The organism is Burkholderia sp. BC1, assembly GCF_052683555.1.
In genome coordinates, this window is sequence record NZ_JBQYLP010000036.1 from 38,102 (window position 1) to 61,121 (window position 23,020).

The 23,020-nt window shown below is 64.7% G+C and carries 30 protein-coding genes and 1 tRNA gene; 28 read left to right on the forward strand and 3 right to left on the reverse strand.

Going from position 1 to position 23,020, the window contains the following annotated elements; genetic code table 11:
* Nucleotides 1–110 precede the first annotated feature (110 nt).
* The 21 genes from ACSHSS_RS18475 (at nucleotide 111) to tatC (ending at nucleotide 14,914) form a co-directional block, all read left to right on the forward strand.
* Nucleotides 111–740, forward strand: coding sequence for an MlaC/ttg2D family ABC transporter substrate-binding protein (locus ACSHSS_RS18475; protein ID WP_012467727.1), 630 nt, complete (start codon nucleotides 111–113; stop codon nucleotides 738–740).
* Nucleotides 737–1,012 (forward strand): STAS domain-containing protein, encoded by a 276-nt coding sequence (locus ACSHSS_RS18480; RefSeq protein ID WP_006400590.1) that lies wholly within the window; start codon nucleotides 737–739, stop codon nucleotides 1,010–1,012. Before ACSHSS_RS18475 ends, ACSHSS_RS18480 begins: the two co-directional genes overlap by 4 nt.
* Before the next feature lie 192 nt (nucleotides 1,013–1,204).
* A complete protein-coding gene (locus ACSHSS_RS18485) occupies nucleotides 1,205–2,131 on the forward strand; it encodes an ABC transporter ATP-binding protein (RefSeq protein ID WP_006406984.1) in 927 nt (308 codons plus the stop codon).
* Nucleotides 2,128–2,949 (forward strand): ABC transporter permease, encoded by an 822-nt coding sequence (locus tag ACSHSS_RS18490; protein WP_006400588.1) that lies wholly within the window; start codon nucleotides 2,128–2,130, stop codon nucleotides 2,947–2,949. Before ACSHSS_RS18485 ends, ACSHSS_RS18490 begins: the two co-directional genes overlap by 4 nt.
* A gap of 51 nt (nucleotides 2,950–3,000) precedes the next feature.
* On the forward strand, nucleotides 3,001–3,240 hold the full coding sequence (locus ACSHSS_RS18495) for a BolA family protein (RefSeq protein ID WP_006406983.1): 240 nt from the start codon (nucleotides 3,001–3,003) through the stop codon (nucleotides 3,238–3,240).
* Between the two features lie 13 nt (nucleotides 3,241–3,253).
* Nucleotides 3,254–4,603: a UDP-N-acetylglucosamine 1-carboxyvinyltransferase gene (gene murA, locus ACSHSS_RS18500; RefSeq protein WP_006400586.1), complete on the forward strand. Its 1,350-nt coding sequence runs from the start codon at nucleotides 3,254–3,256 to the stop codon at nucleotides 4,601–4,603.
* Complete coding sequence (gene hisG, locus ACSHSS_RS18505) at nucleotides 4,600–5,253, forward strand: ATP phosphoribosyltransferase (RefSeq protein WP_006400585.1); 654 nt, start codon at nucleotides 4,600–4,602, stop codon at nucleotides 5,251–5,253. Before murA ends, hisG begins: the two co-directional genes overlap by 4 nt.
* Nucleotides 5,254–5,277: 24 nt before the next feature.
* Entirely contained in the window at nucleotides 5,278–6,594 is a 1,317-nt protein-coding gene (hisD, locus tag ACSHSS_RS18510) for a histidinol dehydrogenase (RefSeq protein WP_006400584.1), read from the forward strand.
* A gap of 109 nt (nucleotides 6,595–6,703) precedes the next feature.
* The gene (hisC, locus tag ACSHSS_RS18515) at nucleotides 6,704–7,777 is read left to right on the forward strand and encodes a histidinol-phosphate transaminase (protein WP_060183791.1); all 1,074 of its coding nucleotides are present in this window, start codon (nucleotides 6,704–6,706) and stop codon (nucleotides 7,775–7,777) included.
* Between the two features lie 65 nt (nucleotides 7,778–7,842).
* A complete protein-coding gene (hisB, locus tag ACSHSS_RS18520; protein WP_006400582.1) occupies nucleotides 7,843–8,430 on the forward strand; it encodes an imidazoleglycerol-phosphate dehydratase HisB in 588 nt (195 codons plus the stop codon).
* A 58-nt stretch (nucleotides 8,431–8,488) separates the two neighbouring features.
* Nucleotides 8,489–9,109, forward strand: coding sequence for a YchE family NAAT transporter (locus tag ACSHSS_RS18525; protein WP_006400581.1), 621 nt, complete (start codon nucleotides 8,489–8,491; stop codon nucleotides 9,107–9,109).
* Nucleotides 9,106–9,747, forward strand: a complete 642-nt coding sequence (gene hisH / locus ACSHSS_RS18530) for an imidazole glycerol phosphate synthase subunit HisH (RefSeq protein WP_006400580.1) — start codon at nucleotides 9,106–9,108, stop codon at nucleotides 9,745–9,747. The genes ACSHSS_RS18525 and hisH overlap by 4 nt, the downstream gene beginning before the upstream one ends.
* A gap of 163 nt (nucleotides 9,748–9,910) precedes the next feature.
* Nucleotides 9,911–10,666 (forward strand): 1-(5-phosphoribosyl)-5-[(5-phosphoribosylamino)methylideneamino]imidazole-4-carboxamide isomerase, encoded by a 756-nt coding sequence (gene hisA, locus ACSHSS_RS18535; RefSeq protein WP_006400579.1) that lies wholly within the window; start codon nucleotides 9,911–9,913, stop codon nucleotides 10,664–10,666.
* A gap of 128 nt (nucleotides 10,667–10,794) precedes the next feature.
* Nucleotides 10,795–11,568 carry an imidazole glycerol phosphate synthase subunit HisF gene (gene hisF / locus ACSHSS_RS18540; RefSeq protein WP_006400578.1) on the forward strand — a complete coding sequence of 258 codons (774 nt, stop codon included), beginning with the start codon at nucleotides 10,795–10,797 and terminating at the stop codon, nucleotides 11,566–11,568.
* On the forward strand, nucleotides 11,568–11,984 hold the full coding sequence (gene hisI, locus ACSHSS_RS18545) for a phosphoribosyl-AMP cyclohydrolase (protein ID WP_006412399.1): 417 nt from the start codon (nucleotides 11,568–11,570) through the stop codon (nucleotides 11,982–11,984). Before hisF ends, hisI begins: the two co-directional genes overlap by 1 nt.
* On the forward strand, nucleotides 11,981–12,346 hold the full coding sequence (locus tag ACSHSS_RS18550) for a phosphoribosyl-ATP diphosphatase (RefSeq protein WP_006400576.1): 366 nt from the start codon (nucleotides 11,981–11,983) through the stop codon (nucleotides 12,344–12,346). The genes hisI and ACSHSS_RS18550 overlap by 4 nt, the downstream gene beginning before the upstream one ends.
* Nucleotides 12,347–12,417: 71 nt before the next feature.
* Nucleotides 12,418–12,810: a DUF4870 family protein gene (locus ACSHSS_RS18555; protein WP_006400575.1), complete on the forward strand. Its 393-nt coding sequence runs from the start codon at nucleotides 12,418–12,420 to the stop codon at nucleotides 12,808–12,810.
* A 31-nt stretch (nucleotides 12,811–12,841) separates the two neighbouring features.
* The gene (locus tag ACSHSS_RS18560) at nucleotides 12,842–13,207 is read left to right on the forward strand and encodes a histidine triad nucleotide-binding protein (protein ID WP_006400574.1); all 366 of its coding nucleotides are present in this window, start codon (nucleotides 12,842–12,844) and stop codon (nucleotides 13,205–13,207) included.
* Between the two features lie 91 nt (nucleotides 13,208–13,298).
* Nucleotides 13,299–13,529 (forward strand): Sec-independent protein translocase subunit TatA, encoded by a 231-nt coding sequence (gene tatA / locus ACSHSS_RS18565; RefSeq protein WP_006400573.1) that lies wholly within the window; start codon nucleotides 13,299–13,301, stop codon nucleotides 13,527–13,529.
* Between the two features lie 24 nt (nucleotides 13,530–13,553).
* Complete coding sequence (tatB, locus tag ACSHSS_RS18570; protein ID WP_006400572.1) at nucleotides 13,554–14,090, forward strand: Sec-independent protein translocase protein TatB; 537 nt, start codon at nucleotides 13,554–13,556, stop codon at nucleotides 14,088–14,090.
* Between the two features lie 41 nt (nucleotides 14,091–14,131).
* Nucleotides 14,132–14,914, forward strand: coding sequence for a twin-arginine translocase subunit TatC (gene tatC / locus ACSHSS_RS18575; RefSeq protein ID WP_006400571.1), 783 nt, complete (start codon nucleotides 14,132–14,134; stop codon nucleotides 14,912–14,914).
* Between the two features lie 172 nt (nucleotides 14,915–15,086).
* On the opposite strand, the gene ACSHSS_RS18580 is transcribed toward tatC, so the two are convergent.
* A complete protein-coding gene (locus tag ACSHSS_RS18580; protein ID WP_006400570.1) occupies nucleotides 15,087–16,295 on the reverse strand; it encodes a Do family serine endopeptidase in 1,209 nt (402 codons plus the stop codon).
* Between the two features lie 21 nt (nucleotides 16,296–16,316).
* Between ACSHSS_RS18580 and ACSHSS_RS18585 the strand changes: the two genes are divergently transcribed.
* From ACSHSS_RS18585 to ACSHSS_RS18615, 7 genes are all read left to right on the forward strand, one after another.
* The gene (locus ACSHSS_RS18585) at nucleotides 16,317–17,063 is read left to right on the forward strand and encodes a Nif3-like dinuclear metal center hexameric protein (RefSeq protein WP_012212593.1); all 747 of its coding nucleotides are present in this window, start codon (nucleotides 16,317–16,319) and stop codon (nucleotides 17,061–17,063) included.
* A gap of 218 nt (nucleotides 17,064–17,281) precedes the next feature.
* Complete coding sequence (petA, locus tag ACSHSS_RS18590; RefSeq protein WP_006400568.1) at nucleotides 17,282–17,902, forward strand: ubiquinol-cytochrome c reductase iron-sulfur subunit; 621 nt, start codon at nucleotides 17,282–17,284, stop codon at nucleotides 17,900–17,902.
* The gene (locus ACSHSS_RS18595; protein WP_088924930.1) at nucleotides 17,899–19,281 is read left to right on the forward strand and encodes a cytochrome b; all 1,383 of its coding nucleotides are present in this window, start codon (nucleotides 17,899–17,901) and stop codon (nucleotides 19,279–19,281) included. Before petA ends, ACSHSS_RS18595 begins: the two co-directional genes overlap by 4 nt.
* Before the next feature lie 21 nt (nucleotides 19,282–19,302).
* Nucleotides 19,303–20,061, forward strand: coding sequence for a cytochrome c1 (locus ACSHSS_RS18600; RefSeq protein WP_006400566.1), 759 nt, complete (start codon nucleotides 19,303–19,305; stop codon nucleotides 20,059–20,061).
* A gap of 94 nt (nucleotides 20,062–20,155) precedes the next feature.
* The gene (locus ACSHSS_RS18605) at nucleotides 20,156–20,767 is read left to right on the forward strand and encodes a glutathione S-transferase N-terminal domain-containing protein (RefSeq protein WP_006400565.1); all 612 of its coding nucleotides are present in this window, start codon (nucleotides 20,156–20,158) and stop codon (nucleotides 20,765–20,767) included.
* 69 nt (nucleotides 20,768–20,836) lie between these two features.
* The gene (locus tag ACSHSS_RS18610; protein WP_006406974.1) at nucleotides 20,837–21,358 is read left to right on the forward strand and encodes a ClpXP protease specificity-enhancing factor; all 522 of its coding nucleotides are present in this window, start codon (nucleotides 20,837–20,839) and stop codon (nucleotides 21,356–21,358) included.
* 19 nt (nucleotides 21,359–21,377) lie between these two features.
* Nucleotides 21,378–21,453: transfer RNA gene (locus tag ACSHSS_RS18615), tRNA-Thr, on the forward strand.
* Nucleotides 21,454–21,917: 464 nt separating this feature from the next.
* On the opposite strand, the gene ACSHSS_RS18620 is transcribed toward ACSHSS_RS18615, so the two are convergent.
* Nucleotides 21,918–22,598, reverse strand: coding sequence for a hypothetical protein (locus ACSHSS_RS18620; protein ID WP_261513228.1), 681 nt, complete (start codon nucleotides 22,596–22,598; stop codon nucleotides 21,918–21,920).
* Between the two features lie 85 nt (nucleotides 22,599–22,683).
* Complete coding sequence (locus ACSHSS_RS18625) at nucleotides 22,684–22,905, reverse strand: hypothetical protein (RefSeq protein ID WP_445545341.1); 222 nt, start codon at nucleotides 22,903–22,905, stop codon at nucleotides 22,684–22,686.
* Nucleotides 22,906–23,020: the final 115 nt, after the last annotated feature.

A 23,020-nucleotide genomic window follows, 5' to 3' on the forward strand; every position in this document is an offset into this window, starting at 1 on the left:
CGGCTTACATTCGTTACAGCCGGAAACGATTCAGTCGGTAGCGCACGCGAACTTGCGCGTAAGCTACCGGCTCCAACCTTCGCATCGACTCATTCATGCAGGTCACTATGATGAAAAAACTGTTCCTGATCCCCGTTTTCGCGGCGCTGTTCTCGTTCGGCAGCGCAGCCCACGCGCAAGTCGACCAGTCGAACCCGCAGGCGCTGATCAAGACGGCGACCCAGCAGGTCCTCGATGAAGTGAAGCAGCAGACGATCAAGCCGGGCGATACGAATCGCATCATCTCGATCGTCAACAAGGACATCCTGCCGTACACGGATTTCCGCCGCACCACGCAACTCGCGATGGGCCGCAACTGGCGCACGGCGACGCCCGAGCAGCAACAGCAGGTGCAGGAGCAGTTCAAGCTGCTGCTGATCCGCACGTACTCGGGCGCGCTCGCGCAGCTGAAGCCGGATCAGCAGATCCAGTATCCGCCGTTCCGCGCCGATCCGGCCGATACCGATGTCGTCGTGCGTACGGTCGCGATGAACAACGGCCAGCCGGTGCAGATCGACTACCGTCTGTACAAGACGGCGAACGGCTGGAAGGTGTATGACCTGAACGTGCTCGGCGCGTGGCTGATCCAGACGTATCAGCAGCAGTTCAACGAGAAGATCCAGCAAAGCGGCGTCGACGGCCTGATCAAGTTCCTGACGCAGCGCAACCAGGAGCTTGCCGCCGGCAAGCAGGCATCGTGAGCGGCTTCGAAGCCGGCCCGTCGCTGACCGTCGCGAGCGCGAAGACCGCGCTCGCGGCCGGTCTCGCACACGTCGCCGCGGGCGCCACCGCGGTCGACTGCGCATCGCTCGCGCAGTTCGATTCGTCCGCGCTCGCGGTGCTGCTCGCATGGCAGCGCGCCGCGAAAGCGCGCGGCGCCACCCTCGACATCCTCCATCTCCCGCCGAAGCTCGCCAGCCTCGCGCGCGCATACGGCGTCGACGCCCTGATCGACGGCAACGCGCGACATTGACGCTGTCCGACCGGAGCCTGCCGCGCCGCCCGGCGCGCGCATGCTCGACGCGGCGCGCCCGCCGCATCGGCTTCGCCAGCCGGTTTGCCCTATAATCAAGCGTTTTGCGGGGCTGCCAATCGGCGTCCGTCCCCCATTTTCTTTCGCAGCAAGCACAGAATAGGCGTCGCGGCCGATGCGCCGCGCACAGTCATGTCAGCCATAGAAATCCGTCACGTCAAGAAGCGCTACAAGTCGCTTCAGGCGCTCAAGGGCGTCAGCCTGTCGGTCGAGGAGGGCGAGTTCTTCGGTCTGCTCGGCCCCAACGGCGCCGGCAAGACCACGCTCATCAGCATCCTCGCCGGGCTCGCCCGCGCCGACGAAGGCAGCATCTCGGTGCGCGGCCACGACGTCGTCAAGGACTTCCGCGGCGCGCGCCTTGCGCTCGGTGTCGTCCCGCAGGAGCTCGTGTTCGATCCGTTCTTCACCGTGCGCGAGACGCTGCGGATCCAGTCCGGCTATTTCGGGCTGCGCCGCAACGACGACTGGATCGACGAAGTGATGGCGAACCTCGATCTGACCGAAAAGGCCGACGCGAACATGCGTGCGCTGTCGGGCGGCATGAAGCGCCGCGTGCTGGTCGCGCAGGCGCTCGTGCACCGGCCGCCGGTGATCGTGCTCGACGAGCCGACGGCCGGCGTCGACGTCGAGCTGCGCCAGACACTGTGGAAATTCATCTCGCGGCTGAACCGCGAAGGTCACACGATCGTGCTGACGACGCACTATCTCGAGGAAGCGCAGTCGCTTTGCGACCGCATCGCGATGCTGCGGCGCGGCGAGGTGGTCGCGCTCGATCGCACCGACGCGCTGCTGCGGCGCTTCGCGGGGCTGCAGCTGTATCTGCGCTTCGCGACCGGCGCGCTGCCGGCCGAGCTGCGCGGGCTCGAGACCGATCCGGCCGCGCGTGCGCCGCGCGAGCATCTGCTGCGGCTGTCGAGCTACGACGATGTGGAACGGATTCTCGCGCAGTGCCGCGCGGCCGGCTGCACGTTCGACGAGATCGAGGTCCGCAAGGCCGACCTCGAGGATGTGTTCGTTCAGGTGATGAACGGCGGCGAGGTGATCGAGGGACTGGCATGAAACAACAACCGACGCAGCCGCTGCGCGCACTGCCCGCCGACGCGGCGGCCCGGCAGGTCGCCGGAAGCGGCTTTCGCACGCTGTTCTACAAGGAGCTGCTGCGCTTCTGGAAGGTATCGTTCCAGACGGTGCTCGCGCCCGTCGTCACCGCGCTGCTGTATCTGACGATCTTCGGCCACGCGCTGTCGGGCCGCGTCGAGGTGTATCCGGGCGTCGAATACGTGAGCTTCCTCGTGCCGGGCCTCGTGATGATGAGCGTGCTGCAGAACGCGTTCGCGAACAGCTCGTCGTCGCTGATCCAGTCGAAGATCACCGGCAATCTCGTGTTCGTGCTGCTGCCGCCGCTGTCGTACCGCGACATCTTCGGCGCCTACGTGCTTGCGTCGGTGGTGCGCGGGCTGACGGTCGGCGCGGGCGTGTTCGTCGTGACGATCTGGTTCATCCCGATGCATTTCGCGGCGCCGCTGTTCATCGTCGCGTTCGCGCTGCTCGGCTCCGCGATCCTCGGCACGCTCGGGCTGATCGCCGGCATCTGGGCCGAGAAGTTCGACCAGCTCGCCGCGTTCCAGAACTTCCTGATCATGCCGCTGACGTTCCTGTCCGGCGTGTTCTATTCGACGCACTCGCTGCCGCCCGTGTGGCGCGAGGTCTCGCGTCTGAATCCGTTTTTCTACATGATCGACGGCTTCCGCTACGGGTTCTTCGGCGCGTCCGACATCCACCCGTTCACGAGCCTCGCGATCGTCGCCGGTTTCTTCGTGCTGCTCGCGATGTTCGCGATGCGGCTGCTCGCGACCGGCTACAAGCTGCGTCATTGATATCGAATGGCAGCGGCCGCCGCGGGCGGCGCGCGCCGACAGGAGCCTTTCATGTTGCCGACTCCCGAACAGGTCAAGCAATACATCGCAGGCGGGCTCGCCTGCACGCATCTGGAAGTCGAAGGTGACGGCCAGCACTTCTTCGCGACGATCGTGTCGCCGGCCTTCGAAGGCAAGCGGCCGATCCAGCGCCATCAGCTCGTGTATGCGGCGCTCGGCGACCGCATGAAGCAGGAAATTCACGCGCTCAGCATGAAGACGCTGACGCCCGCCGAATGGCAGAACGCATAACCGGAAAAACTGAGTGCAAGTCACCGTCAACGAGCGCGACGCCGTGCAGAGCGTCGCGACGGCACACCCGGCCGCCAACGGGGAAACGCAGGGGCAGGGGATGGACAAGCTCGTGATCGAAGGCGGCCGCCGGCTCGCGGGCGAGATCGTCGTGTCGGGCGCGAAGAACGCGGCGCTGCCGATTCTGTGCGCGGGGCTGCTGAGCGCCGAGCCCGTGCACCTCGACAACGTGCCGAATCTGCAGGACGTGCGCACCACGCTGAAGGTGCTCGGCCAGATGGGCGTGAAGAGCGAGACCGACGGCTGCCGTGTGCAGCTCGACGCGTCGCGTGTCGACAACCTCGTCGCGCCGTACGAGCTCGTGAAGACGATGCGCGCGTCGATCCTCGTGCTCGGCCCGCTGCTCGCGCGCTTCGGCGAGGCGAAGGTATCGCTGCCCGGCGGCTGCGCGATCGGTGCGCGGCCCGTCGACCAGCACATCAAGGGGCTGCAGGCGATGGGCGCCGAGATCAGCATCGAGCACGGCTTCATCGAGGCGCGCGCGAAGCGTCTGAAGGGCGCGCGCATCGTGACCGACATGATCACCGTGACGGGCACCGAAAACCTGCTGATGGCCGCCACGCTCGCCGACGGCGAGACCGTGATCGAAAACGCGGCGCGCGAACCGGAAGTGAGCGATCTCGCACACTTGCTGGTCGCGATGGGCGCGAAAATCGACGGCATCGGCACCGACCGCCTCGTGATCCAGGGCGTCGAGCGCCTGCACGGCGCGCACCACGCGGTGATTCCGGACCGCATCGAGGCCGGCACGTTCCTGTGCGCGGTCGCGGCGGCGGGCGGCGACGTGACGCTGACCGGCGTGCGTCCGCACATCCTCGACGCGGTGATTGACAAGCTTCGTGAAGCCGGCGTGACGGTCGAGGAAGGCGATCGCTGGCTGCGCGTGAAGATGGATCGCCGGCCGAACGCGGTGACGATCCGCACGTCCGAATACCCGGCGTTTCCGACCGACATGCAGGCACAGTTCATGGCGCTCAATTCGGTGGCGACCGGCACCGCGCAGGTCGTCGAAACGATCTTCGAGAACCGCTTCATGCACGTGCAGGAGCTGAACCGCCTCGGCGCGAACATCACGGTCGACGGCAATACGGCGCTCGTGACGGGCGTCGACAAGCTGTCGGGTGCGAACGTGATGGCGACCGACCTGCGCGCGTCCGCGAGCCTCGTGATCGCCGGGCTGCGCGCCGAAGGCGAGACGCGCGTCGACCGCATCTATCACCTCGATCGCGGCTACGACCGCATGGAAGCCAAACTGACCGCCGTCGGCGCGAACGTGCGCCGCGTCTCCGGGAGCCAAGCATGACCGCGCCGCTGACCCTCGCCCTGTCGAAGGGCCGCATTTTCGAGGAAACCCTGCCGCTGCTGGCCGCAGCCGGCGTGCAGGTCGCCGAGGATCCGGAAACGTCGCGCAAGCTGATCCTGCCGACGACCGACCCGAACCTGCGCGTGATCATCGTGCGCGCGAGCGACGTGCCGACCTACGTCGAATACGGCGCGGCCGATTTCGGCGTGGCCGGCAAGGACGTGCTCGTCGAGCACGGCGGCTCGGGGCTGTACCAGCCGATCGATCTGAACATTGCGCGTTGCCGGATGTCGGTCGCGGTGCCGGCCGGCTTCGATTACGCGAACGCGGTGCGCCAGGGCGCGCGGCTGCGCGTCGCGACGAAGTACGTCGAAACGGCGCGCGAACACTTCGCCGCAAAGGGCGTGCACGTCGACCTGATCAAGCTGTACGGCTCGATGGAGCTCGCGCCGCTCGTCGGCCTCGCGGACGCGATCGTCGATCTGGTCAGCTCGGGCGGCACGCTGAAGGCGAACAATCTGGTCGAGGTCGAGGAGATCATGGCGATCTCGTCGCGTCTCGTCGTGAACCAGGCTGCGCTGAAGTTGAAGCGCGCGGCGCTCAAGCCGTTCCTCGACGCGTTCGAACGCGCGTCGCAGAATGGCGTATGAGCGCATCACCGTAACGGAACTCCCATGTCCATCACCATCCGCAAACTCGATTCGACGAGCGAAGGCTTCGACGCCGCGCTGCGTGCGGTGCTCGCGTTCGAAGCGAGCGAAGACGAGGCGATCGAGCGCTCGGTCGCGCAGATCCTCGCCGACGTGAAGTCGCGCGGCGACGCCGCGGTGCTCGAGTACACGAACCGCTTCGACCGGCTGAACGCGGACAGCGTCGCCGCGCTCGAGCTGCCGCAGGACGCGCTGCAGGCCGCGCTGGACGGCCTCGAGCCGAAGGCGCGCGCCGCGCTGGAAGCGGCTGCCGCGCGTGTGCGCGGGTACCACGAGAAGCAGAAGATCGAATGCGGCACGCATAGCTGGCAGTACACGGAAAGCGACGGCACGGTGCTCGGCCAGAAGATCACGCCGCTCGATCGCGTCGGCCTCTACGTGCCGGGCGGCAAGGCCGCGTATCCGTCGTCGGTGCTGATGAATGCGATTCCCGCGCGCGTCGCGGGCGTCGGCGAGATCGTGATGGTGGTCCCGACCCCGGATGGCGTGAAGAACGACCTCGTGCTCGCCGCAGCGCTGCTCGGCGGCGTCGACCGCGTGTTCACGATCGGCGGCGCGCAGGCCGTCGGCGCGCTCGCGTACGGCACGGCGACCGTGCCGGCCGTCGACAAGATCTGCGGGCCCGGCAATGCGTACGTCGCGTCGGCGAAGCGCCGCGTGTTCGGCACGGTCGGCATCGACATGATCGCCGGCCCGTCGGAGATCCTCGTGCTGTGCGACGGCACGACCGATCCGAGCTGGGTGGCGATGGACCTGTTCTCGCAGGCCGAGCACGACGAACTCGCGCAGTCGATCCTGCTCTGCCCGGACGCGTCGTTCATCGAGCGCGTCGAGAAGGCGATCGCCGAGCTGCTGCCGTCGATGCCGCGCCAGGACGTGATCCGCGCGTCGCTCGAAGGGCGCGGCGCGCTGATCAAGGTGCGCGACATGACCGAAGCGTGCCGGATCGCCAACGACATCGCGCCCGAGCACCTCGAGATTTCGGCGCTCGAGCCGCAGCAATGGAGCCAGCAGATCCGCCACGCGGGCGCGATCTTCCTCGGCCGCTACACGAGCGAGAGCCTCGGCGACTACTGCGCGGGGCCGAACCACGTGCTGCCGACGTCGCGCACGGCGCGCTTCTCGTCGCCGCTCGGCGTGTACGACTTCATCAAGCGCTCGAGCCTGATCGAGGTCAGCGCGGAAGGCGCGCATACGCTCGGCGAAATTGCGGCCGAACTCGCGTACGGCGAGGGCCTGCAGGCGCACGCGAAGAGCGCCGAGTTCCGGATGAAGGGGTGACCGGCCGCCGGAACCCCGTTCCGGCGCCGCGCAGGAGACGAGCGCAGGGCGGCAGCCGCCGCCTTGCCGACCATTTGACGCCGGCGCGATGCACGCCGGCTTGCCTACCATGACGACGCCACAAGACATCATCCGCCGCGACGTGCTCGCCATGACGAGCTATCCGGTGCCGGACGCGAGCGGGTTCGTGAAGCTCGACGCGATGGAGAACCCGTACCCGCTGCCCGAGCCGCTCGCCGCGGCGCTCGGCGAACGGCTCGCGCGGGTCGCGCTGAACCGCTATCCGGCGCCGCGCCCGGCCGCGCTGCTCGACAAGCTGCGCCACGCGATGGGCGTGCCCGGCACGTGCGACGTGCTGCTCGGCAACGGTTCCGACGAAATCATCAGCATGATCTCGATCGCGTGCGCGAAACCGGGTGCGAAGGTGCTCGCGCCCGTGCCGGGCTTCGTGATGTACGAACTGTCCGCGCGATTCGCGCAGCTCGACTTCGTCGGCGTGCCGCTGAAGGCCGACCTGACGCTCGACGTCGACGCGATGCTCGCGGCGATCGCCGAACATCGGCCGGCCATCGTGTATCTCGCGTATCCGAACAATCCGACGGGCACGCTGTACGACGATGCCGACATCGAGCGCATCCTGCGCGCCGCGACGCACAGCCTGATCGTGATCGACGAGGCGTACCAGCCGTTCGCGCAGCACAGCTGGCTGCCGCGCGCGGGCGAGTTCGACAACGTCGTCGTGATGCGCACGGTGTCGAAGCTGGGCCTCGCGGGGATCCGGCTCGGCTACCTGGTCGGCCGGCCTGCATGGCTGAACGAATTCGACAAGGTGCGCCCGCCGTACAACATCAACGTGCTGACGCAGGCGACCGCCGATTTCCTGCTCGACCATCTCGACGTGCTCGACGCACAGGCGGCCGAATTGCGCGCCGAACGCGCGCGGCTCGCGCAGGCGGTGGCCGCGCTGCCGGGCGCGACGGTGTTCCCGAGCGCCGGCAATTTCCTGCTGGTGCGCGTGCCCGACGCGGCTGCCGTGTTCGACGCGCTGCTCACCGAGCGGGTGCTCGTCAAAAACGTGAGTAAAATGCATCCGTTGCTGGCCGAATGCGTGCGGCTGACCGTCGGTTCTCCCGACGAAAACGCGCGCCTGCTGGCTGCCCTGAAACTCGCGCTGCCCGATTGACGCCACGGCGCGGCGGCGCGCGACGATCAATCCCCATTTACATCAGACTCATTCAAGGAATTGCCATGCGTGTGGCGGAAGTCGTTCGCAATACCAGCGAAACGCAGATCCGTGTGAAGCTCGATCTCGACGGCACCGGCCGGCAGAAGCTGGCCACCGGCGTGCCGTTTCTCGACCATATGCTCGACCAGATCGCGCGACACGGTCTGGTCGACCTCGAGGTCGAAGCGCATGGCGACACGCATATCGACGATCACCACACGGTCGAGGACGTCGGCATCACGCTCGGGCAAGCCGTCGCAAAGGCGATCGGCGACAAGAAGGGCATCCGCCGCTACGGCCACGCGTACGTGCCGCTCGACGAAGCGCTGTCGCGCGTCGTGATCGACTTCTCGGGCCGTCCCGGCCTCGAATTCCACGTGCCGTTCACGCGTGCGCGGATCGGCACGTTCGACGTCGATCTGTCGATCGAATTCTTCCGCGGCTTCGTGAACCACGCGGGCGTCACGCTGCATATCGACAACCTGCGCGGCATCAACGCGCACCATCAGCTCGAGACGGTGTTCAAGGCGTTCGGCCGCGCGCTGCGCGCGGCGGTCGAACTGGACGAGCGCGCGGCCGGGCAGATTCCGTCGACCAAGGGCAGCCTCTGAACTGACGACCGGACGGCGACGACAAGCTCACGGCTTCGGCGCAACGCGCCGGCTTGCGATGGATCTGCTCAAATCGTTCATTTCGCTGCTCGCGCTGATCAATCCGGTCGGCGCGGTGCCGTTCTTCCTGAGCCTGACCGCGCAGCAGAACGAAGCGGAGCGGCGCCGCACGATCCGGATCGCGTCGGTATCGGTGTTCTGCGTGATGACGGTGACGGTGCTGCTCGGGCAGCAGATCATCCGCTTCTTCGGGATTTCGGTCGGCTCGCTTGAAGTCGGCGGCGGGATCATCATGTTGCTGATGGCGATCAGCATGCTGAACGCGCAGATCGGCAACACGCGCTCGACGCCGGAGGAGCGCGACGAGGCCGAACTGAAGGACAACATCGCGGTGGTGCCGCTCGCGATCCCGCTGCTCACGGGCCCCGGCTCGATCAGCACGGCGATCGTGTATGCGGCGAATGCGCATCACTGGTATGAGCGGGCCGGGCTCGTCGCGATCGGCGCGATTCTGGCCCTGCTGTGTTTCGTTGCGATGCGGCTCGCGGAGCCGATCGCGAACTGGATCGGCCGCACCGGCATCAACATCGCCACGCGGCTGATGGGTCTGATGCTGTCGGCGCTGGCGGTGGAATTCATCGTCAACGGACTGAGGGCGCTATTGCCTGCACTGAGATGAAAACTTCGATTGCGATTGTGGATTATGGGATGGGCAACCTGCGCTCGGTCGCGCAGGCGCTCAAGAAGGCCGAGCCGGCCGCCGACGTGGCGATCGTCGATACGCCGGCCGCGATTCGCGCAGCCGACCGCGTCGTGCTGCCGGGCCAGGGCGCGATGCCGGACTGCATGCGCTGCCTCGGCGAATCGGGCCTGCAGGAGGCCGTCGTCGAAGCGTCGCGCACGAAGCCGCTGCTCGGCGTGTGCGTCGGCGAGCAGATGCTGTTCGACTGGAGCGCGGAAGGCGACACGAAGGGGCTCGGGCTGCTGCCCGGCAAGGTCGTGCGCTTCGAACTCGACGGCCGGCTGCAGGACGACGGCTCGCGCTTCAAGGTGCCGCAGATGGGCTGGAACCGCGTGCGACAGTCGCGCGCGCACGCGCTGTGGGACGGCGTGCCCGACGATGCGTATTTCTATTTCGTGCACAGCTATTACGTGATGCCGGACGATCCGGCGCATACGGTCGGCGAAACGGCGTACGGCGCGCCGTTTACGTCCGCGGTCGCGCGCGACAACATCTTCGCGACCCAATTCCACCCGGAAAAAAGCGCGGAGGTCGGGTTGCGTCTGTATCGCAACTTCGTACACTGGAAACCGTAAACGTGGTGCGCGAACCACAGTCGACGGGCCGGAAACGCCCGTCGTACGGGGCTCGCGCGCGTAGGCGCCGAAAGAGTTGTACTAAACTAGCGAGACGGCGCGGCACCGGTTTGGCCGGTACGCGCCGGATTCTTTTCTTTTTCCACGACGACACCCGATTGCTATGCTGCTGATTCCGGCCATCGATCTCAAAGACGGTCAGTGTGTGCGCCTCAAACAGGGCGATATGGACCAGGCCACGATTTTCTCCGAGGACCCGGCGGCGATGGCCCGCAAGTGGGTCGATCTCGGCGCCCGGCGGCTGCATCTCGTCGACCTGAACGGCGCGTTCGCCGGCAAGCCGAAGAATCTCGATGCGATCGAAGCGATCCTCGACGAAGTCGGCGATGAAATCCCGGTGCAGCTCGGCGGCGGCATTCGCAGCCTCGAGACGATCGAGAAGTATCTCGACGCGGGCCTGTCGTACGTGATCATCGGCACGGCGGCCGTGAAGGATCCGGGCTTTCTGCGCGACGCCTGCACGGCGTTCCAGGGCAACATCATCGTCGGCCTCGACGCGAAGGACGGCAAGGTCGCGACCGACGGCTGGAGCAAGCTGACCGGCCACGAAGTGATCGATCTCGCGCAGAAGTTCGAGGATTACGGTGTCGAATCGATCGTCTACACCGACATCGGCCGCGACGGGATGCTGCAGGGCATCAACATCGATGCGACCGTGAAGCTCGCGCAGGCGGTCGGCATTCCGGTGATCGCGAGCGGCGGCCTGTCGAACCTCGAAGACATCGACAAGCTCTGCGAAGTGGAAGAAGAAGGTGTCGAAGGCGTGATCTGCGGTCGCGCGATCTACTCCGGCGATCTCGATTTCGCGGCCGCGCAACGGCGTGCCGATGAACTGAACGGCGAGCTCGACGACGCCTGAGCGCGTTCTTCGCTTTCGCCGGGGCCGCCTGCGGGCGGCCCGACCGGGCGTCTCATGCGAGACGTCCGCAACCGGCCGCCCGACCGGCCGTAACCGGCCGTCCCCGTCGCGGCATTTGGCGCAACATCATGGCTCTAGCTAAACGCATCATCCCCTGCCTGGACGTGACTGCCGGGCGTGTCGTCAAGGGCGTCAACTTCGTCGAACTGCGCGACGCGGGCGACCCCGTCGAGATCGCCCGCCGCTACGACGAGCAGGGCGCCGACGAACTGACGTTCCTCGACATCACCGCGACGTCCGACCAGCGCGACCTGATCCTGCCGATCATCGAGGCCGTCGCGTCGCAGGTCTTCATCCCGCTGACGGTCGGCGGCGGCGTGCGCGCCGTCGAGGACGTGCGGCGCCTGCTCAACGCGGGCGCGGACAAGGTCAGCATGAATTCGTCGGCGGTCGCGAATCCGCAGCTCGTGCGCGACGCGGCCGACAAGTACGGTTCGCAGTGCATCGTCGTCGCGATCGACGCGAAGCGCGTGTCGGCCGACGGCGAAGCGCCGCGCTGGGAAGTATTCACGCACGGCGGCCGCAAGGGCACAGGGCTCGACGCGATCGAATGGGCGCGCAAGATGGCCGAGTTCGGCGCGGGCGAGATCCTGCTCACGAGCATGGACCGCGACGGCACGAAGTCGGGCTTCGACTTGGCGCTCACGCGCGGCGTCTCCGACGCGGTGCCGGTGCCGGTGATCGCATCGGGCGGCGTCGGCTCGCTGCAGGATCTGGCCGACGGCATCAAGGACGGCCGTGCGGATGCGGTGCTCGCCGCGAGCATCTTCCACTACGGCGAGCACACGGTCGGCGAAGCGAAGCGCTTCATGGCCGAGCAGGGCATTCCGGTGAGGCTGTGATGAATACCGAAACGAAACCGCTGCCCGCGTGGCTCGACAAGGTCCGCTGGGACGACAACGGCCTCGTGCCGGTGATCGCACAGGAAGCGTCGACGAACGACGTGCTGATGTTCGCGTGGATGAACCGCGAAGCACTGGCGAAGACGATCGAGACGCGGCGCGCGGTCTATTATTCGCGCTCGCGCAAGCGCCTGTGGTTCAAGGGCGAGGAGTCGGGCCACGTGCAGCACGTGCACGAGGTGCGGCTCGACTGCGACGAAGACGTCGTACTGCTGAAGGTCGAGCAGGTGTCGGGCATTGCATGCCACACCGGCCGGCATTCGTGCTTCTTCCAGAAATTCGAAGGCACCGTCGACGCAGGCGAGTGGGTCGCGGTCGATCCGGTGCTGAAAGACCCCGAACATATCTACAAATGACGCAATCGACCGAAGACACGCTGCTGCGCCTCGCCGGCGTGATCGACAGCCGCAAGGGCGGCGATCCCGAACAATCGTACGTATCGCGCCTGTTCCACAAGGGCGACGACGCGGTGCTGAAGAAGATCGGCGAAGAGGCGACCGAAGTCGTGCTGGCCGCGAAGGACGTGCGCCAGGGCGGCGCGCCGTCCGCGCTGGTCGGCGAGGTGGCCGACCTCTGGTTCCACTGCCTCGTGATGCTGTCGCATTTCGATCTGAGCCCGGCCGACGTGATCGCCGAGCTCGAGCGGCGCGAAGGGCTGTCGGGGATCGAGGAGAAGGCGTTGCGCAAGCGCCGTGAGCGCGAAGCAAACGGCGGGTGACGTATTCCGGCCCGCGCCGATGGCGGTCGTGCGGTAAGCTGTAAGAATTGTCATCTGACGGGGGTAGCATCATGACCGATACGTCGAGCCAGTTTCCGCCGCCGGCGGTGTCCGCCGCGGCGGAGGCCGAGCGCCTGAAGGGGCTGCGCACGCTCACGCACGTGCTGTACGCGCTGTACGCGATCCATTGGCTGACCGGCGGGATCACGGGCATCATCGCGATCATCATCAACTACGTGAAGCGTGGCGACGTGGCCGGCACGCCGTACGCCGATCACTTCGAGTGGCAGATCCGCACGTTCTGGCGCGCGCTGATCGCTTACGTGATCGGATTCGCGCTCGCGTTCGTGGCGGTCGGGTTCGCGGTGATGTTTGTCACGTGGATTTGGACGCTGTACCGTATCATCAAGGGTTGGCTGTACCTGAACGACAACAAGGCGCTCGATCCGCAGGCCTGGTTCTGACGGGCCGCGTGCGGGCACCAGCAGGAGCAACATGAGTCACGATCCGAATTGCCTGTTCTGCAAGATCGCGGCAGGCGAAATCCCGAGCACGAAAGTGCACGAGGACGACGAATTCGTCGCGTTCCGCGACATCCGCCCGGCGGCCGACACGCACGTGCTCGTGATCCCGCGTCGCCATCTGCCGACGCTGTCGGCGGCGACCGACGACGACGCGCCGATGCTCGGCCGGCTGATGGTGCTCGTCGCGCGGCTTGCCGATCAGCTGGGCGTCGCGTATACGGGCGGCGAAACGGGTTTCCGCACCGTGATCAACACGGGCCCCGGCGGCGGGCAGGAGGTTTACCATCTGCACGCGCACATCCTGGCCGGCCCGCGTCCGTGGCAGCGGATGGGTTGACGGCGCGGGGCATTTTCCGCATTGACAGTCGAAGCCGGCGCGTCGCCGGCGATTTGCGCCGCACGCGGCGTGGTTGAGGAGAGGTTTCATCATGGGTGGATTGAGCATTTGGCACTGGCTGATCGTGCTGCTGATCGTCGCGCTGGTTTTCGGCACGAAGAAGCTGCGCAACATCGGCAACGATCTCGGCAGCGCGGTGAAGGGTTTCAAGGACGGCATGAAGGACGGCGATGCGCCGGCCGACGCGCAGCAGCTGCCGCGCTCGGGCACGGTGGACGTGAACGCGAAGGAAGCGACGCGTTCCGATTCGAACAAGGCGTAACGCCGGCGCTGACAGGCATTCGCGATGCTGGATCTCGGTCTTTCGAAGATGGCGCTGATCGGCGTCGTCGCGCTCGTGGTGCTCGGCCCCGAGCGCCTGCCGCGCGTTGCCCGCACGGCCGGCGCGCTGTTCGGCCGCGCGCAGCGCTACATCAACGACGTGAAGGCCGAGGTCTCGCGCGAAATCGAGCTCGATGCGCTGCGCACGATGAAAAGCGATTTCGAGACGGCGGCGCGCAACGTCGAGACGACGATTCACGACAATCTGCGCGAGCACGAGAAGGAGCTCAACGAATCGTGGAATGCGGCGATCGGCGGTCTGAACGATGCGGTGCACGGCACGTCGGCTTCGTCGGAATCCGAGCCGCAGCCGGCCGCTCCGGCATGGCGCGGCAGCGTCGCGGCGTCGGCGCCGAAGCGGCGCAACTGGCGCGTGAAGCAGAGCGCGACGCCGGTCTGGTACAAGCGCGCCACGACGCGCCGCACGCACGTGCAATCGGGCGCGGCGCGCGTCGCGCGGCACCAGCCGGCCAGCCTGCGCCGGCCGGCGCGCTTCTTCTGAGCTGAGCGCATGCGCGCTCGTCAATCCTACCGAGGGCCGGTGTGAGCGACCCCCAGCAGAATCCGGACGACGCTCCGGAAGAAACCTTCATTTCCCATCTCGTCGAGCTCCGCGATCGCATCATCCGCGCGGGGCTGGCCGTCATCGTCGTGTTTCTCGGGCTCGTCTACTGGGCGCCCGACATCTTCCGGCTGCTCGCGCGGCCGCTGATGGAGAACCTGCCGAAGGGCGGCAAGATGATCGTCACCGACGTGACGGGCTCGTTCTTCGTGCCGATGAAGGTCACGATGCTCGTCGCGCTCGTGATCGCGCTGCCGGTCGTGCTGTACCAGATCTGGGCATTCGTCGCGCCGGGGCTGTACCAGCACGAGAAGAAGCTCGTCGCGCCGCTCGTCGGCAGCAGCTACGTGCTGTTCCTCTGCGGGATGGCGTTCGCGTACTTCCTCGTGTTCCCGACGATCTTCCGCGTGATGGCGCACTACAACGCCCCGCTCGGCGCGGAGATGTCGACCGATATCGACAACTACCTGAGTTTCGTGCTCGGGATGTTCATCGCGTTCGGCGTCACGTTCGAAGTGCCGATCGTCGTCGTGCTGCTCGTGCGGATGGGCGTGCTGACGCTGCAGAAGCTGAAGGAAATCCGGCCGTACGTGATCGTCGGCGCGTTCGTCGTCGCGGCGGTCGTCACGCCGCCGGACGTGTTCTCGCAACTGATGCTCGCGTTGCCGCTCGTCGTGCTGTACGAGGCCGGCATTCTCGCCGCGCGATTCTTCGTGCCGAAGCCGAGCGCCGAGGCCGAAGCGGAGAACGGCGCCGCGAGCTGATCGGCGGGCCGGTAATACCCGGCCGACGTGCGGCGCGTCGCTTGCACGTCGCGCTCGAAAGTAGAAAGGGCAGCCTGCCGGCTGCCCTTTTTTGTTGCGTGTCCGCCGTTTGCGGTCGCGGCGGCTGCCGGCCCACGCCGCTGTGCGCCATGCCGGCCGCGCGGCGCGCGCGTTACTCGGTGTCGCTGTCCTGATCGTCGAGCGTCTGCTTCGGCGGCGGCGGGCGCTTGCCGATCACGACGTTGACGTCGAACTGCTTGCCCTTGCGCACCACGTGCACCTTCGTCGACGTGCCGGGCTTGATCTGCGCGACGACGTTCAGCAGCTTCGTCGTATCGGTGATGTCCTCGCCGTTGACCGTCACGAGGATGTCGCCCGGCTTGATGCCGGCCTTGTCGGCCGGGCCGCCCTGGAGCACGCCCGCGACGATCGCGCCCGATTTCTGCTGAAGTCCGAACGACTCGGCGATTTCCGGCGTCACGTCCTGCGGTTCGACGCCGATCCAGCCGCGCGTGACCGAGCCCGTCGTGATGATGCTCTCGAGCACCGTGCGCGCGGTCGACACCGGAATCGCAAAGCCGATGCCGAGCGAGCCGCCCGAGCGCGAGTAGATCGCGGTATTGATCCCGAGCAGGTTGCCGTTCACGTCGACGAGCGCACCGCCCGAGTTGCCGGGGTTGATCGGCGCGTCGGTCTGGATGAAGTTCTCGAACGTGTTGATGCCGAGGTGGTTGCGGCCGAGCGCGCTGATGATGCCCATCGTGACCGTCTGGCCGACGCCGAACGGGTTGCCGATCGCGAGCACGACATCGCCGACGCGCGCCTGGTCCGAGCGGCCGAGCGTGATCGTCGGCAGGTTCGTCATGTTGATCTTCAGCACCGCGAGATCGGTTTCGGGATCGCTGCCGATCACCTTCGCGGTGGCGGTACGGCCGTCGGCGAGCGCGACTTCGATCTGGTCGGCGCCGTCGACGACGTGCTGGTTCGTTAGAATGTAACCTTCCGGGCTCACGATGACGCCCGAGCCGAGATTGGCCGCCGGTTCGTCCTGCTGCTTGCGCGCGTTGCGGTCGCCGAAGAAATAGCGAAACAGCGGATCTTTCGCGCGCGGATCGGGCGGCAGCGAGCCGTCTTTGCTCGAGAATACGTTGACGACTGCCGGCATCGCCTTTTGCGCGGCATCGGCGTACGACGTGGTCGCCGCTGCGCCGCCGATGCTGCCCGGCGCGACTTCGCGCAGCGCGACGATCGGCGTGGCGAGCTGCTTGCCGAGCTGTCCCTGACGTTGCAGCCATTGCGGCTTGAGCGTCACGACGATGAACATCAGCGCGAGCAGCACCGTGACCGCTTGCGCGAAGAACAGCCAGAAGCGTCTAAGCATCTGAATGGATTAGAGGTTTATATGGATCGGATCGAACTTGAATTGTACTTGAACAATACCCTCGAAACCGCGCGCTTCAAGGACTATTGCCCGAACGGGCTGCAGGTCGAGGGGCGCCGCAAGATCGAGAAGATCGCGACCGGCGTGACGGCTTCGGTCGCGTTTCTCGAAGCGGCGCTCGAGTGGGGCGCCGATGCGGTCCTAGTCCATCACGGCTATTTCTGGCGCAACGAGGCGCCGCAGATCACCGGCCGCAAGTACCAGCGCCTGAAGCTGCTGCTCGCGAACGACCTGAACCTGTTCGCGTTCCATCTGCCGCTCGACGCGCATCCGGAGTTCGGCAACAACGCGCAGCTCGGTGCGAAGCTCGGCCTGATCGGCGAGTCGCATTTCGGCGACGGCGATCTCGGCTGGATGGCCACGCTGCCGATGCCCGTCACGCTCGAGCACTTCGTCGCGAAGGTCGAAAACACGCTCGGCCGCGCACCGCTCGTGCTCGGTGATCGCGACATGCAGCTGCGCCGCATCGCATGGTGCACCGGCGCCGCACAGAGCTATTTCGACGCGGCGATCGAGGCCGGCGCCGACGTGTACCTGACCGGCGAGGTATCGGAATTCGTCACGCATACGGTCGCGGAGAGCGGCGTTGCCTATGTTGCGGCAGGGCACCATGCGACGGAACGCTACGGAATCCAGGCGCTCGGTACGCATTTGTCCGAGCAATTCGACCTCGAACACCTGTTTATCGATATTCACAATCCGGTCTGACGGCCGGAATTGCGGCGGTGCATCGAAACGCGTCTATGAAGCGCTCGCTTAAAACGCCTATGAGTTAACTGCTCCTATAGTGGGGGAAAACCCTTAACTATCAATCACTTCGAGGGGATTTTTGCCGCCGGGCCTTGTAAATGGCGACTCCATTCGCGCAAACTAGCGGCGGAATGGAAAGTCGTGACGGTAAATCCAACTCAGAAGTGGGGCGTGTGATGCGAGACAAGGAAGAGAAACGCGTCGACAGCGGCCGCCGTACCTGGCTGATTGCGACATCCGTAGCAGGTGGCGTAGGAGGCGTTGCCACTGTCATACCTTTCGCGGCGTCGCTGGCGCCGTCCGCGAAAGCCAAAGCGGCCGGGGCGCCGGTCGAGGTCGACATCAGCGGCCTGAAGCCCGGCGAAATGATCACCGTGCCGTGGCGCGGCAAGCCCGTGTGGGTCCTCAATCGTACCGACGCGATGCTGGCCGACGTCGTCAAGGCCGACAAGGAAGTCGCCGACCCCAACACGAAATCCCCGTATTCGATGCCGTTGCCCGCGTACTGCGCGAACGAATATCGCTCGCGGGCCGATCGCAAGAACATTCTCGTCGTGATGGCCGTGTGCACGCACCTCGGCTGCACGCCGAGCCAGCGCTTCACGCCGGGTCCGCAGCCGAACCTGCCGGACGACTGGCCGGGCGGTTTCCTCTGCCCGTGCCACGGTTCGACGTACGACCTTGCCGGCCGCGTGTTCAAGAACAAGCCGGCGCCTCAGAATCTCGACATCCCGCCCTATATGTTCACGTCGGCGACGACCCTCGTGATCGGCAAGGACGAGAAAGGAGAAGCGTGATGGCCGACAACAAGGAAGTCTCCACGACAGGTCTCACCGGCTGGATCGACCAGCGCTTCCCGCTGACGACCACCTGGAAGAAGCACGTTTCCGAATACTACGCGCCGAAGAACTTTAACTTCTGGTACTTCTTCGGCTCGCTCGCGCTGCTGGTGCTCGTCAACCAGATCGTCACCGGCATCTTCCTGACGATGAACTACAAGCCCGACTCGATGCTCGCGTTCGCATCGGTCGAGTACATCATGCGCGAGGTGCCGTGGGGCTGGCTGATCCGCTACATGCACTCGACGGGCGCGTCGATGTTCTTCGTCGTCGTGTATCTGCACATGTTCCGCGGGCTGATGTACGGCTCGTACCGCAAGCCGCGCGAGCTCGTGTGGATCTTCGGCTGCGCGATCTTCCTCTGCCTGATGGCCGAGGCGTTCTTCGGCTATCTGCTGCCCTGGGGCCAGATGTCGTTCTGGGGCGCGCAGGTGATCGTGAACCTGTTCTCGGCGATCCCGTTCGTCGGCCCCGACCTGTCGCTGTGGATTCGCGGCGACTACGTCGTGTCGGACGTCACGCTGAACCGCTTCTTCGCATTCCACGTGATCGCGATTCCGCTCGTGCTGGTCGGGCTCGTCGTCGCGCACCTCGTCGCGCTGCACGAGGTCGGATCGAACAACCCCGACGGCATCGAGATCAAGGCGAAGAAGGACGCGAACGGCATTCCGCTCGACGGCATCCCGTTCCATCCGTACTACTCGGTGCACGACTTCTTCGGCGTCTGCGTGTTCCTGATGGTGTTCGCGCTGATCGTGTTCTTCGCGCCGGAAATGGGCGGCTACTTCCTCGAGTCGAACAACTTCGTGCCGGCGAACCCGCTGCAGACGCCGCCCGAAATCGCGCCGGTCTGGTATTTCACGGCGTTCTACGCGATGCTGCGCGCGACCACCGACCCGTTCAAGATCGTGCTGATGATCGTGATCGCGCTGCTCGGCGTGCTTGCGCTGATCCGCGCGCGCGGCAAGTGGAAGATCGGTCTGCCCGTGCTGGCCGCGGCGATCGTCGTATTCATGTATCTGACGGAGTCGAAGTTCTGGGGCGTCGTCGTGATGGGTTCGGCGGTGATCACCCTGTTCTTCTTGCCGTGGCTCGACCGCAGTCCGGTGAAGTCGATCCGCTACCGGCCGCTGTTCCACAAGGTGTTCCTCGGGATCTTCGTCGCCGCCTTCCTGACCCTCGCGTTCCTCGGGACACGGCCGCCGTCGCCGGCCGCGACGCTGATTGCGCAAGTCTGCGCGCTGATCTATTTCGCGTTCTTCCTCGGCATGCCGGTCTGGACGCCGCTTGGCACGTTCAAGCAGCCGCCGGAACGGGTGCGCTTCAAGCCCCATTAACGTGAGCGAGGAGAGAACGACATGAAGAAACTGCTTTCGACGCTCGCGCTGATCGGCGCGACCGCGTGTGCGCTGCTGGGCGCGCCCGCCGCGTCGGCGGAGGGCAATTTTCCGCTCGACCGGGCGCCCGATAACACGGAAAATCTCGTTTCGCTTCAGCACGGCGCGCAATTGTTTGTAAACTATTGCCTGAACTGCCATAGCGCGAACCTGATGCGCTACAACCGTCTGACGGATCTGGGCATATCCCAGAAGGAGATCGAAAAGAATCTCCTGTTCACGACCGACAAGGTCGGCAACACGATGACCGTCGCGATGCGGCCCGAAGACGCGAAGAACTGGCTCGGCACCACGCCGCCCGACCTGTCGGTCGAGGAGCGTGCGCGCGGCCGCGACTGGCTGTATACGTATCTGCGGAGTTTCTACCGCGACGATACGCGGCCGACCGGCTGGAACAACGCGGTGTTCGAGAACGTCGGCATGCCCCATGTGCTCTGGCAGTTGCAGGGGCAGCGCGCCGCGAAATTCGAGGAAAAGACGGACGAGGAGACGGGCGAGAAGGTGCGTACGCTCGTCGGCTTTCAGCAGGTCACGCCGGGCACGCTGTCGCCGCCCGATTATGATGCTGCCGTTGCCGACCTGGTGGCGTACATGACGTGGATGGCCGAGCCGGCTCAGCAGACCCGCAAGCGCCTCGGCGTATGGGTGCTGATCTTTCTCGGTGTCCTGACTTTCCTGGCCTGGCGGCTCAATGCCGCGTACTGGAAAGATATCAAGTAATCACGCCTGACCGGCGTGGGGCCGGCGCAACGCGAAACTCGCGCAACGGGTTTCGCCGCGCGCCGGCCCTCGGCTTTTTTGAGGAAACGCAAATATGATGGTTCTGTATTCCGGCACAACTTGCCCGTTCTCCCAGCGTTGCCGGCTGGTGCTGTTCGAGAAGGGCATGGACTTCGAGATTCGCGACGTCGACCTGTTCAACAAGCCGGAAGACATTTCGGTGATGAACCCGTACGGCCAGGTGCCGATTCTCGTCGAGCGCGACCTGATCCTGTACGAATCGAACATCATCAACGAGTACATCGACGAGCGCTTCCCGCATCCGCAACTGATGCCGGCTGACCCGGTGCAGCGCGCGCGTGCGCGCCTGTTCCTGCTCAACTTCGAGAAGGAGCTGTTCGTTCACGTCAGCACGCTCGAGAACGAGAAGGGCAAGGCGGCGGAGAAGAACCACGAGAAGGCGCGCCTCGCGATCCGCGATCGCCTGACGCAGCTCGCGCCGATCTTCGTGAAGAACAAGTACATGCTCGGCGAGGAGTTCTCGATGCTCGACGTCGCGATCGCGCCGCTGCTGTGGCGCCTCGATCACTACGGGATCGAGCTGTCGAAGAATGCCGCGCCGCTGATGAAGTATGCCGAGCGGATCTTCAGCCGTCCGGCGTACATCGAAGCACTGACGCCGTCCGAAAAGGTCATGCGTCGCTGATGCAATGAAGGCATGACGGGGCGGGCAGCGCGGGATGCCGTGTTGCCCGCTCCGGGTTCGAGGATTGTGATGCAAGAGATTTCAACGAAGCCTTATCTGCTGCGCGCGCTGTACGAGTGGTGCACCGATAACGGTTACACGCCGCATATCGCGGTGAGGGTCGACAATTCGACACGCGTGCCGCGTCAGTTCGTGCGTGACGGCGAGATCGTGCTCAATATCAGTTTCGAGGCGACGAGCCAGCTGCAGATGGGCAACGAGTGGGTCGAGTTCACTGCGCGGTTCTCCGGAAAGGCGCACAAGATCGAGATTCCCGTGGCGAACGTGCTCGCGATCTATGCACGCGAGAACGGGCAGGGGATGGCGTTCCAGGTCGATGCGGTGGCCGGTGAGGGCGAGGATTCGGGGGCGTTCGACGACGATGCCGAGCACGCGGACGATGCGCAGCGCGGCGAGTCGTCGGCCGGGCTGACGCCGGTCGGCGATGCCGGGGCGAACGAGGAGCCGTCGGAGGGCGCGGACGAACCGCCGAAGAGCGACGGCGACGGGTCGAAGGGCAGCAGCAGGCCTCGCCTCAAGATCGTGAAATGAGGTAGAATCTCGCGCTTACGCCGGCTTAGCTCATCTGGTAGAGCAGTTGATTTGTAATCATCAGGTGGCGGGTTCGAGTCCTGCAGCCGGCACCATATAAAACAAGGGCTTAGCTTCGGCTAGGCCCTTGTTGCATTTGCTGCCTGTCAACGATATGTCGACCGAGCTCGTGCGGGTCAACCGGAGCTGAGCTTTCTTCGATTCGGTTGCTCCTGTGGCTTACGGCTAGCACGCGGATGCGACGCAATCCTTGTTAAGGTACTGCGCGCCACTCGGCGGCGGTCGATAATCGCAGGCTTGCCGGTCGGCGGTTGGCAATTCGAACTATCGACTGAAATGTCGTTCGTGCTCTCAAGCATCGTGAGTCGATTGAGCAGCTTTGCTTCTTGAAGGCCGACGTGGAGCTCGACGAAAATCCGGGAGTGAGCACAATCCAGCGGGCACCGTTCCGGCGCGACTGGGTTTGAGTCAGTGCGGCCGCCCGGTCAAACATCACCCCACAAGGCAAGGTGAGCTACCTGTTTTCCGATATAAACGCGGGCGGCGATCGGTCACGAAGCTATCGAATTTCGATGGCGTCGGCTGCCAGTTGCTCCTTGAGCGCCTTCTCTTGCTCGGCAAGCCACGCCTTTGCGTCGTTTTTGCTTCCATGGACACCAGCCTGACGCATAGCGATCTTCGCTGCCTTGAAGCGTTCAGATTTGTCGGTAGATAGGAAACATAGTAGTAAAAAGCTATTCTCAAAAAAATCACTCTCAAGTTGTAGGAGTTGATTTCCTTCGCGGAGAGCGCGATCGTACTCATTCAGCCGACTGGCCAGTGACTCCACTTCCTTACTCTTCGGTTTTTCTGGAAGTTTAGCGGCGTCGTTGTACGCCCACTCGATACTCTTTATGAGCCTATATAAGTTGGAGAATGACGTAGATTGCACCAAGTCCAGGCCGCGAAATGAGCCAAGAGTGTGGGAAAAGAAGCTCCGCTCCTGCGTTGTTTTGCCGTTCTTGTCGGTAGATTCTCGGAATTTGATGGCTTTAATCTGAACATCTGATCTGCCAGATCGTTGCATGCTTTGCAGTGACCACATTGTTTGGCTACCTACGCTACTGGTTAGTTCTGCAACCCGATCTTCCAACGCATGAAGCTTGGTTCGAAGCTCAGCCAATCGCGCGAGGCGCTCAGTCTGTTCTGCGATCTGAAGTCGAACTAAGGAAAGCTGACGCTTGAGTCGTTGCTCGTTCAAATATCGGCTTCGATCGACGACGAACTTGGAGTCGGCTCCAAATTTTTCTTTGGCGCAGTGATTGCCAATAATTGTTGCAGATCCGTCATGTAGCTCTGCAACCCAGCCATTTTTTATGTGATTCGCCGCAAAGCCTGCCGTTTTCCTTCAAGAAACAGCACCGTACTTCTTCGGTGAAGTTGTAATCTCCGACTAACTGCTTATAGTTCGTTTTCGTCAGTGGATTATCGTCGACGAAATTCGGGATGCATTGACGAACCTCCTCGATACTGCTGAAGGTCCGCACCTCAACAGATGCTTTTTCCATGAATGAGCCTCCCGTGGCGCAAACGGATGCCCTAGGATACTGTACGTATGACCAGTTGTATATGGATGCGTATTCCGGCGAACGTGATCACGCATTTCGGCGGATCGTGATCATG

What these genes read in the sequence shown, in the direction of transcription:
- ACSHSS_RS18490 (WP_006400588.1), top strand. Translation starts at nt 2,128, where the DNA reads ATGAAACAACAACCGACGCAGCCGCTGCGCGCACTGCCCGCCGACGCG.
- hisD (WP_006400584.1), top strand. Translation starts at nt 5,278, where the DNA reads ATGTCCATCACCATCCGCAAACTCGATTCGACGAGCGAAGGCTTCGAC.
- hisI (WP_006412399.1), top strand. Translation starts at nt 11,568, where the DNA reads ATGAATACCGAAACGAAACCGCTGCCCGCGTGGCTCGACAAGGTCCGC.
- ACSHSS_RS18625 (WP_445545341.1), bottom strand. Translation starts at nt 22,905, where the DNA reads ATGGAAAAAGCATCTGTTGAGGTGCGGACCTTCAGCAGTATCGAGGAG.
- ACSHSS_RS18610 (WP_006406974.1), top strand. Translation starts at nt 20,837, where the DNA reads ATGCAAGAGATTTCAACGAAGCCTTATCTGCTGCGCGCGCTGTACGAG.
- hisC (WP_060183791.1), top strand. Translation starts at nt 6,704, where the DNA reads ATGACGACGCCACAAGACATCATCCGCCGCGACGTGCTCGCCATGACG.
- ACSHSS_RS18475 (WP_012467727.1), top strand. Translation starts at nt 111, where the DNA reads ATGAAAAAACTGTTCCTGATCCCCGTTTTCGCGGCGCTGTTCTCGTTC.
- tatA (WP_006400573.1), top strand. Translation starts at nt 13,299, where the DNA reads ATGGGTGGATTGAGCATTTGGCACTGGCTGATCGTGCTGCTGATCGTC.
- ACSHSS_RS18560 (WP_006400574.1), top strand. Translation starts at nt 12,842, where the DNA reads ATGAGTCACGATCCGAATTGCCTGTTCTGCAAGATCGCGGCAGGCGAA.
- ACSHSS_RS18600 (WP_006400566.1), top strand. Translation starts at nt 19,303, where the DNA reads ATGAAGAAACTGCTTTCGACGCTCGCGCTGATCGGCGCGACCGCGTGT.
- hisF (WP_006400578.1), top strand. Translation starts at nt 10,795, where the DNA reads ATGGCTCTAGCTAAACGCATCATCCCCTGCCTGGACGTGACTGCCGGG.
- ACSHSS_RS18495 (WP_006406983.1), top strand. Translation starts at nt 3,001, where the DNA reads ATGTTGCCGACTCCCGAACAGGTCAAGCAATACATCGCAGGCGGGCTC.
- ACSHSS_RS18525 (WP_006400581.1), top strand. Translation starts at nt 8,489, where the DNA reads ATGGATCTGCTCAAATCGTTCATTTCGCTGCTCGCGCTGATCAATCCG.
- ACSHSS_RS18555 (WP_006400575.1), top strand. Translation starts at nt 12,418, where the DNA reads ATGACCGATACGTCGAGCCAGTTTCCGCCGCCGGCGGTGTCCGCCGCG.
- ACSHSS_RS18485 (WP_006406984.1), top strand. Translation starts at nt 1,205, where the DNA reads ATGTCAGCCATAGAAATCCGTCACGTCAAGAAGCGCTACAAGTCGCTT.
- ACSHSS_RS18605 (WP_006400565.1), top strand. Translation starts at nt 20,156, where the DNA reads ATGATGGTTCTGTATTCCGGCACAACTTGCCCGTTCTCCCAGCGTTGC.
- hisG (WP_006400585.1), top strand. Translation starts at nt 4,600, where the DNA reads ATGACCGCGCCGCTGACCCTCGCCCTGTCGAAGGGCCGCATTTTCGAG.
- petA (WP_006400568.1), top strand. Translation starts at nt 17,282, where the DNA reads ATGCGAGACAAGGAAGAGAAACGCGTCGACAGCGGCCGCCGTACCTGG.
- hisA (WP_006400579.1), top strand. Translation starts at nt 9,911, where the DNA reads ATGCTGCTGATTCCGGCCATCGATCTCAAAGACGGTCAGTGTGTGCGC.
- ACSHSS_RS18550 (WP_006400576.1), top strand. Translation starts at nt 11,981, where the DNA reads ATGACGCAATCGACCGAAGACACGCTGCTGCGCCTCGCCGGCGTGATC.
- hisB (WP_006400582.1), top strand. Translation starts at nt 7,843, where the DNA reads ATGCGTGTGGCGGAAGTCGTTCGCAATACCAGCGAAACGCAGATCCGT.
- hisH (WP_006400580.1), top strand. Translation starts at nt 9,106, where the DNA reads ATGAAAACTTCGATTGCGATTGTGGATTATGGGATGGGCAACCTGCGC.
- ACSHSS_RS18580 (WP_006400570.1), bottom strand. Translation starts at nt 16,295, where the DNA reads ATGCTTAGACGCTTCTGGCTGTTCTTCGCGCAAGCGGTCACGGTGCTG.
- tatB (WP_006400572.1), top strand. Translation starts at nt 13,554, where the DNA reads ATGCTGGATCTCGGTCTTTCGAAGATGGCGCTGATCGGCGTCGTCGCG.
- ACSHSS_RS18585 (WP_012212593.1), top strand. Translation starts at nt 16,317, where the DNA reads ATGGATCGGATCGAACTTGAATTGTACTTGAACAATACCCTCGAAACC.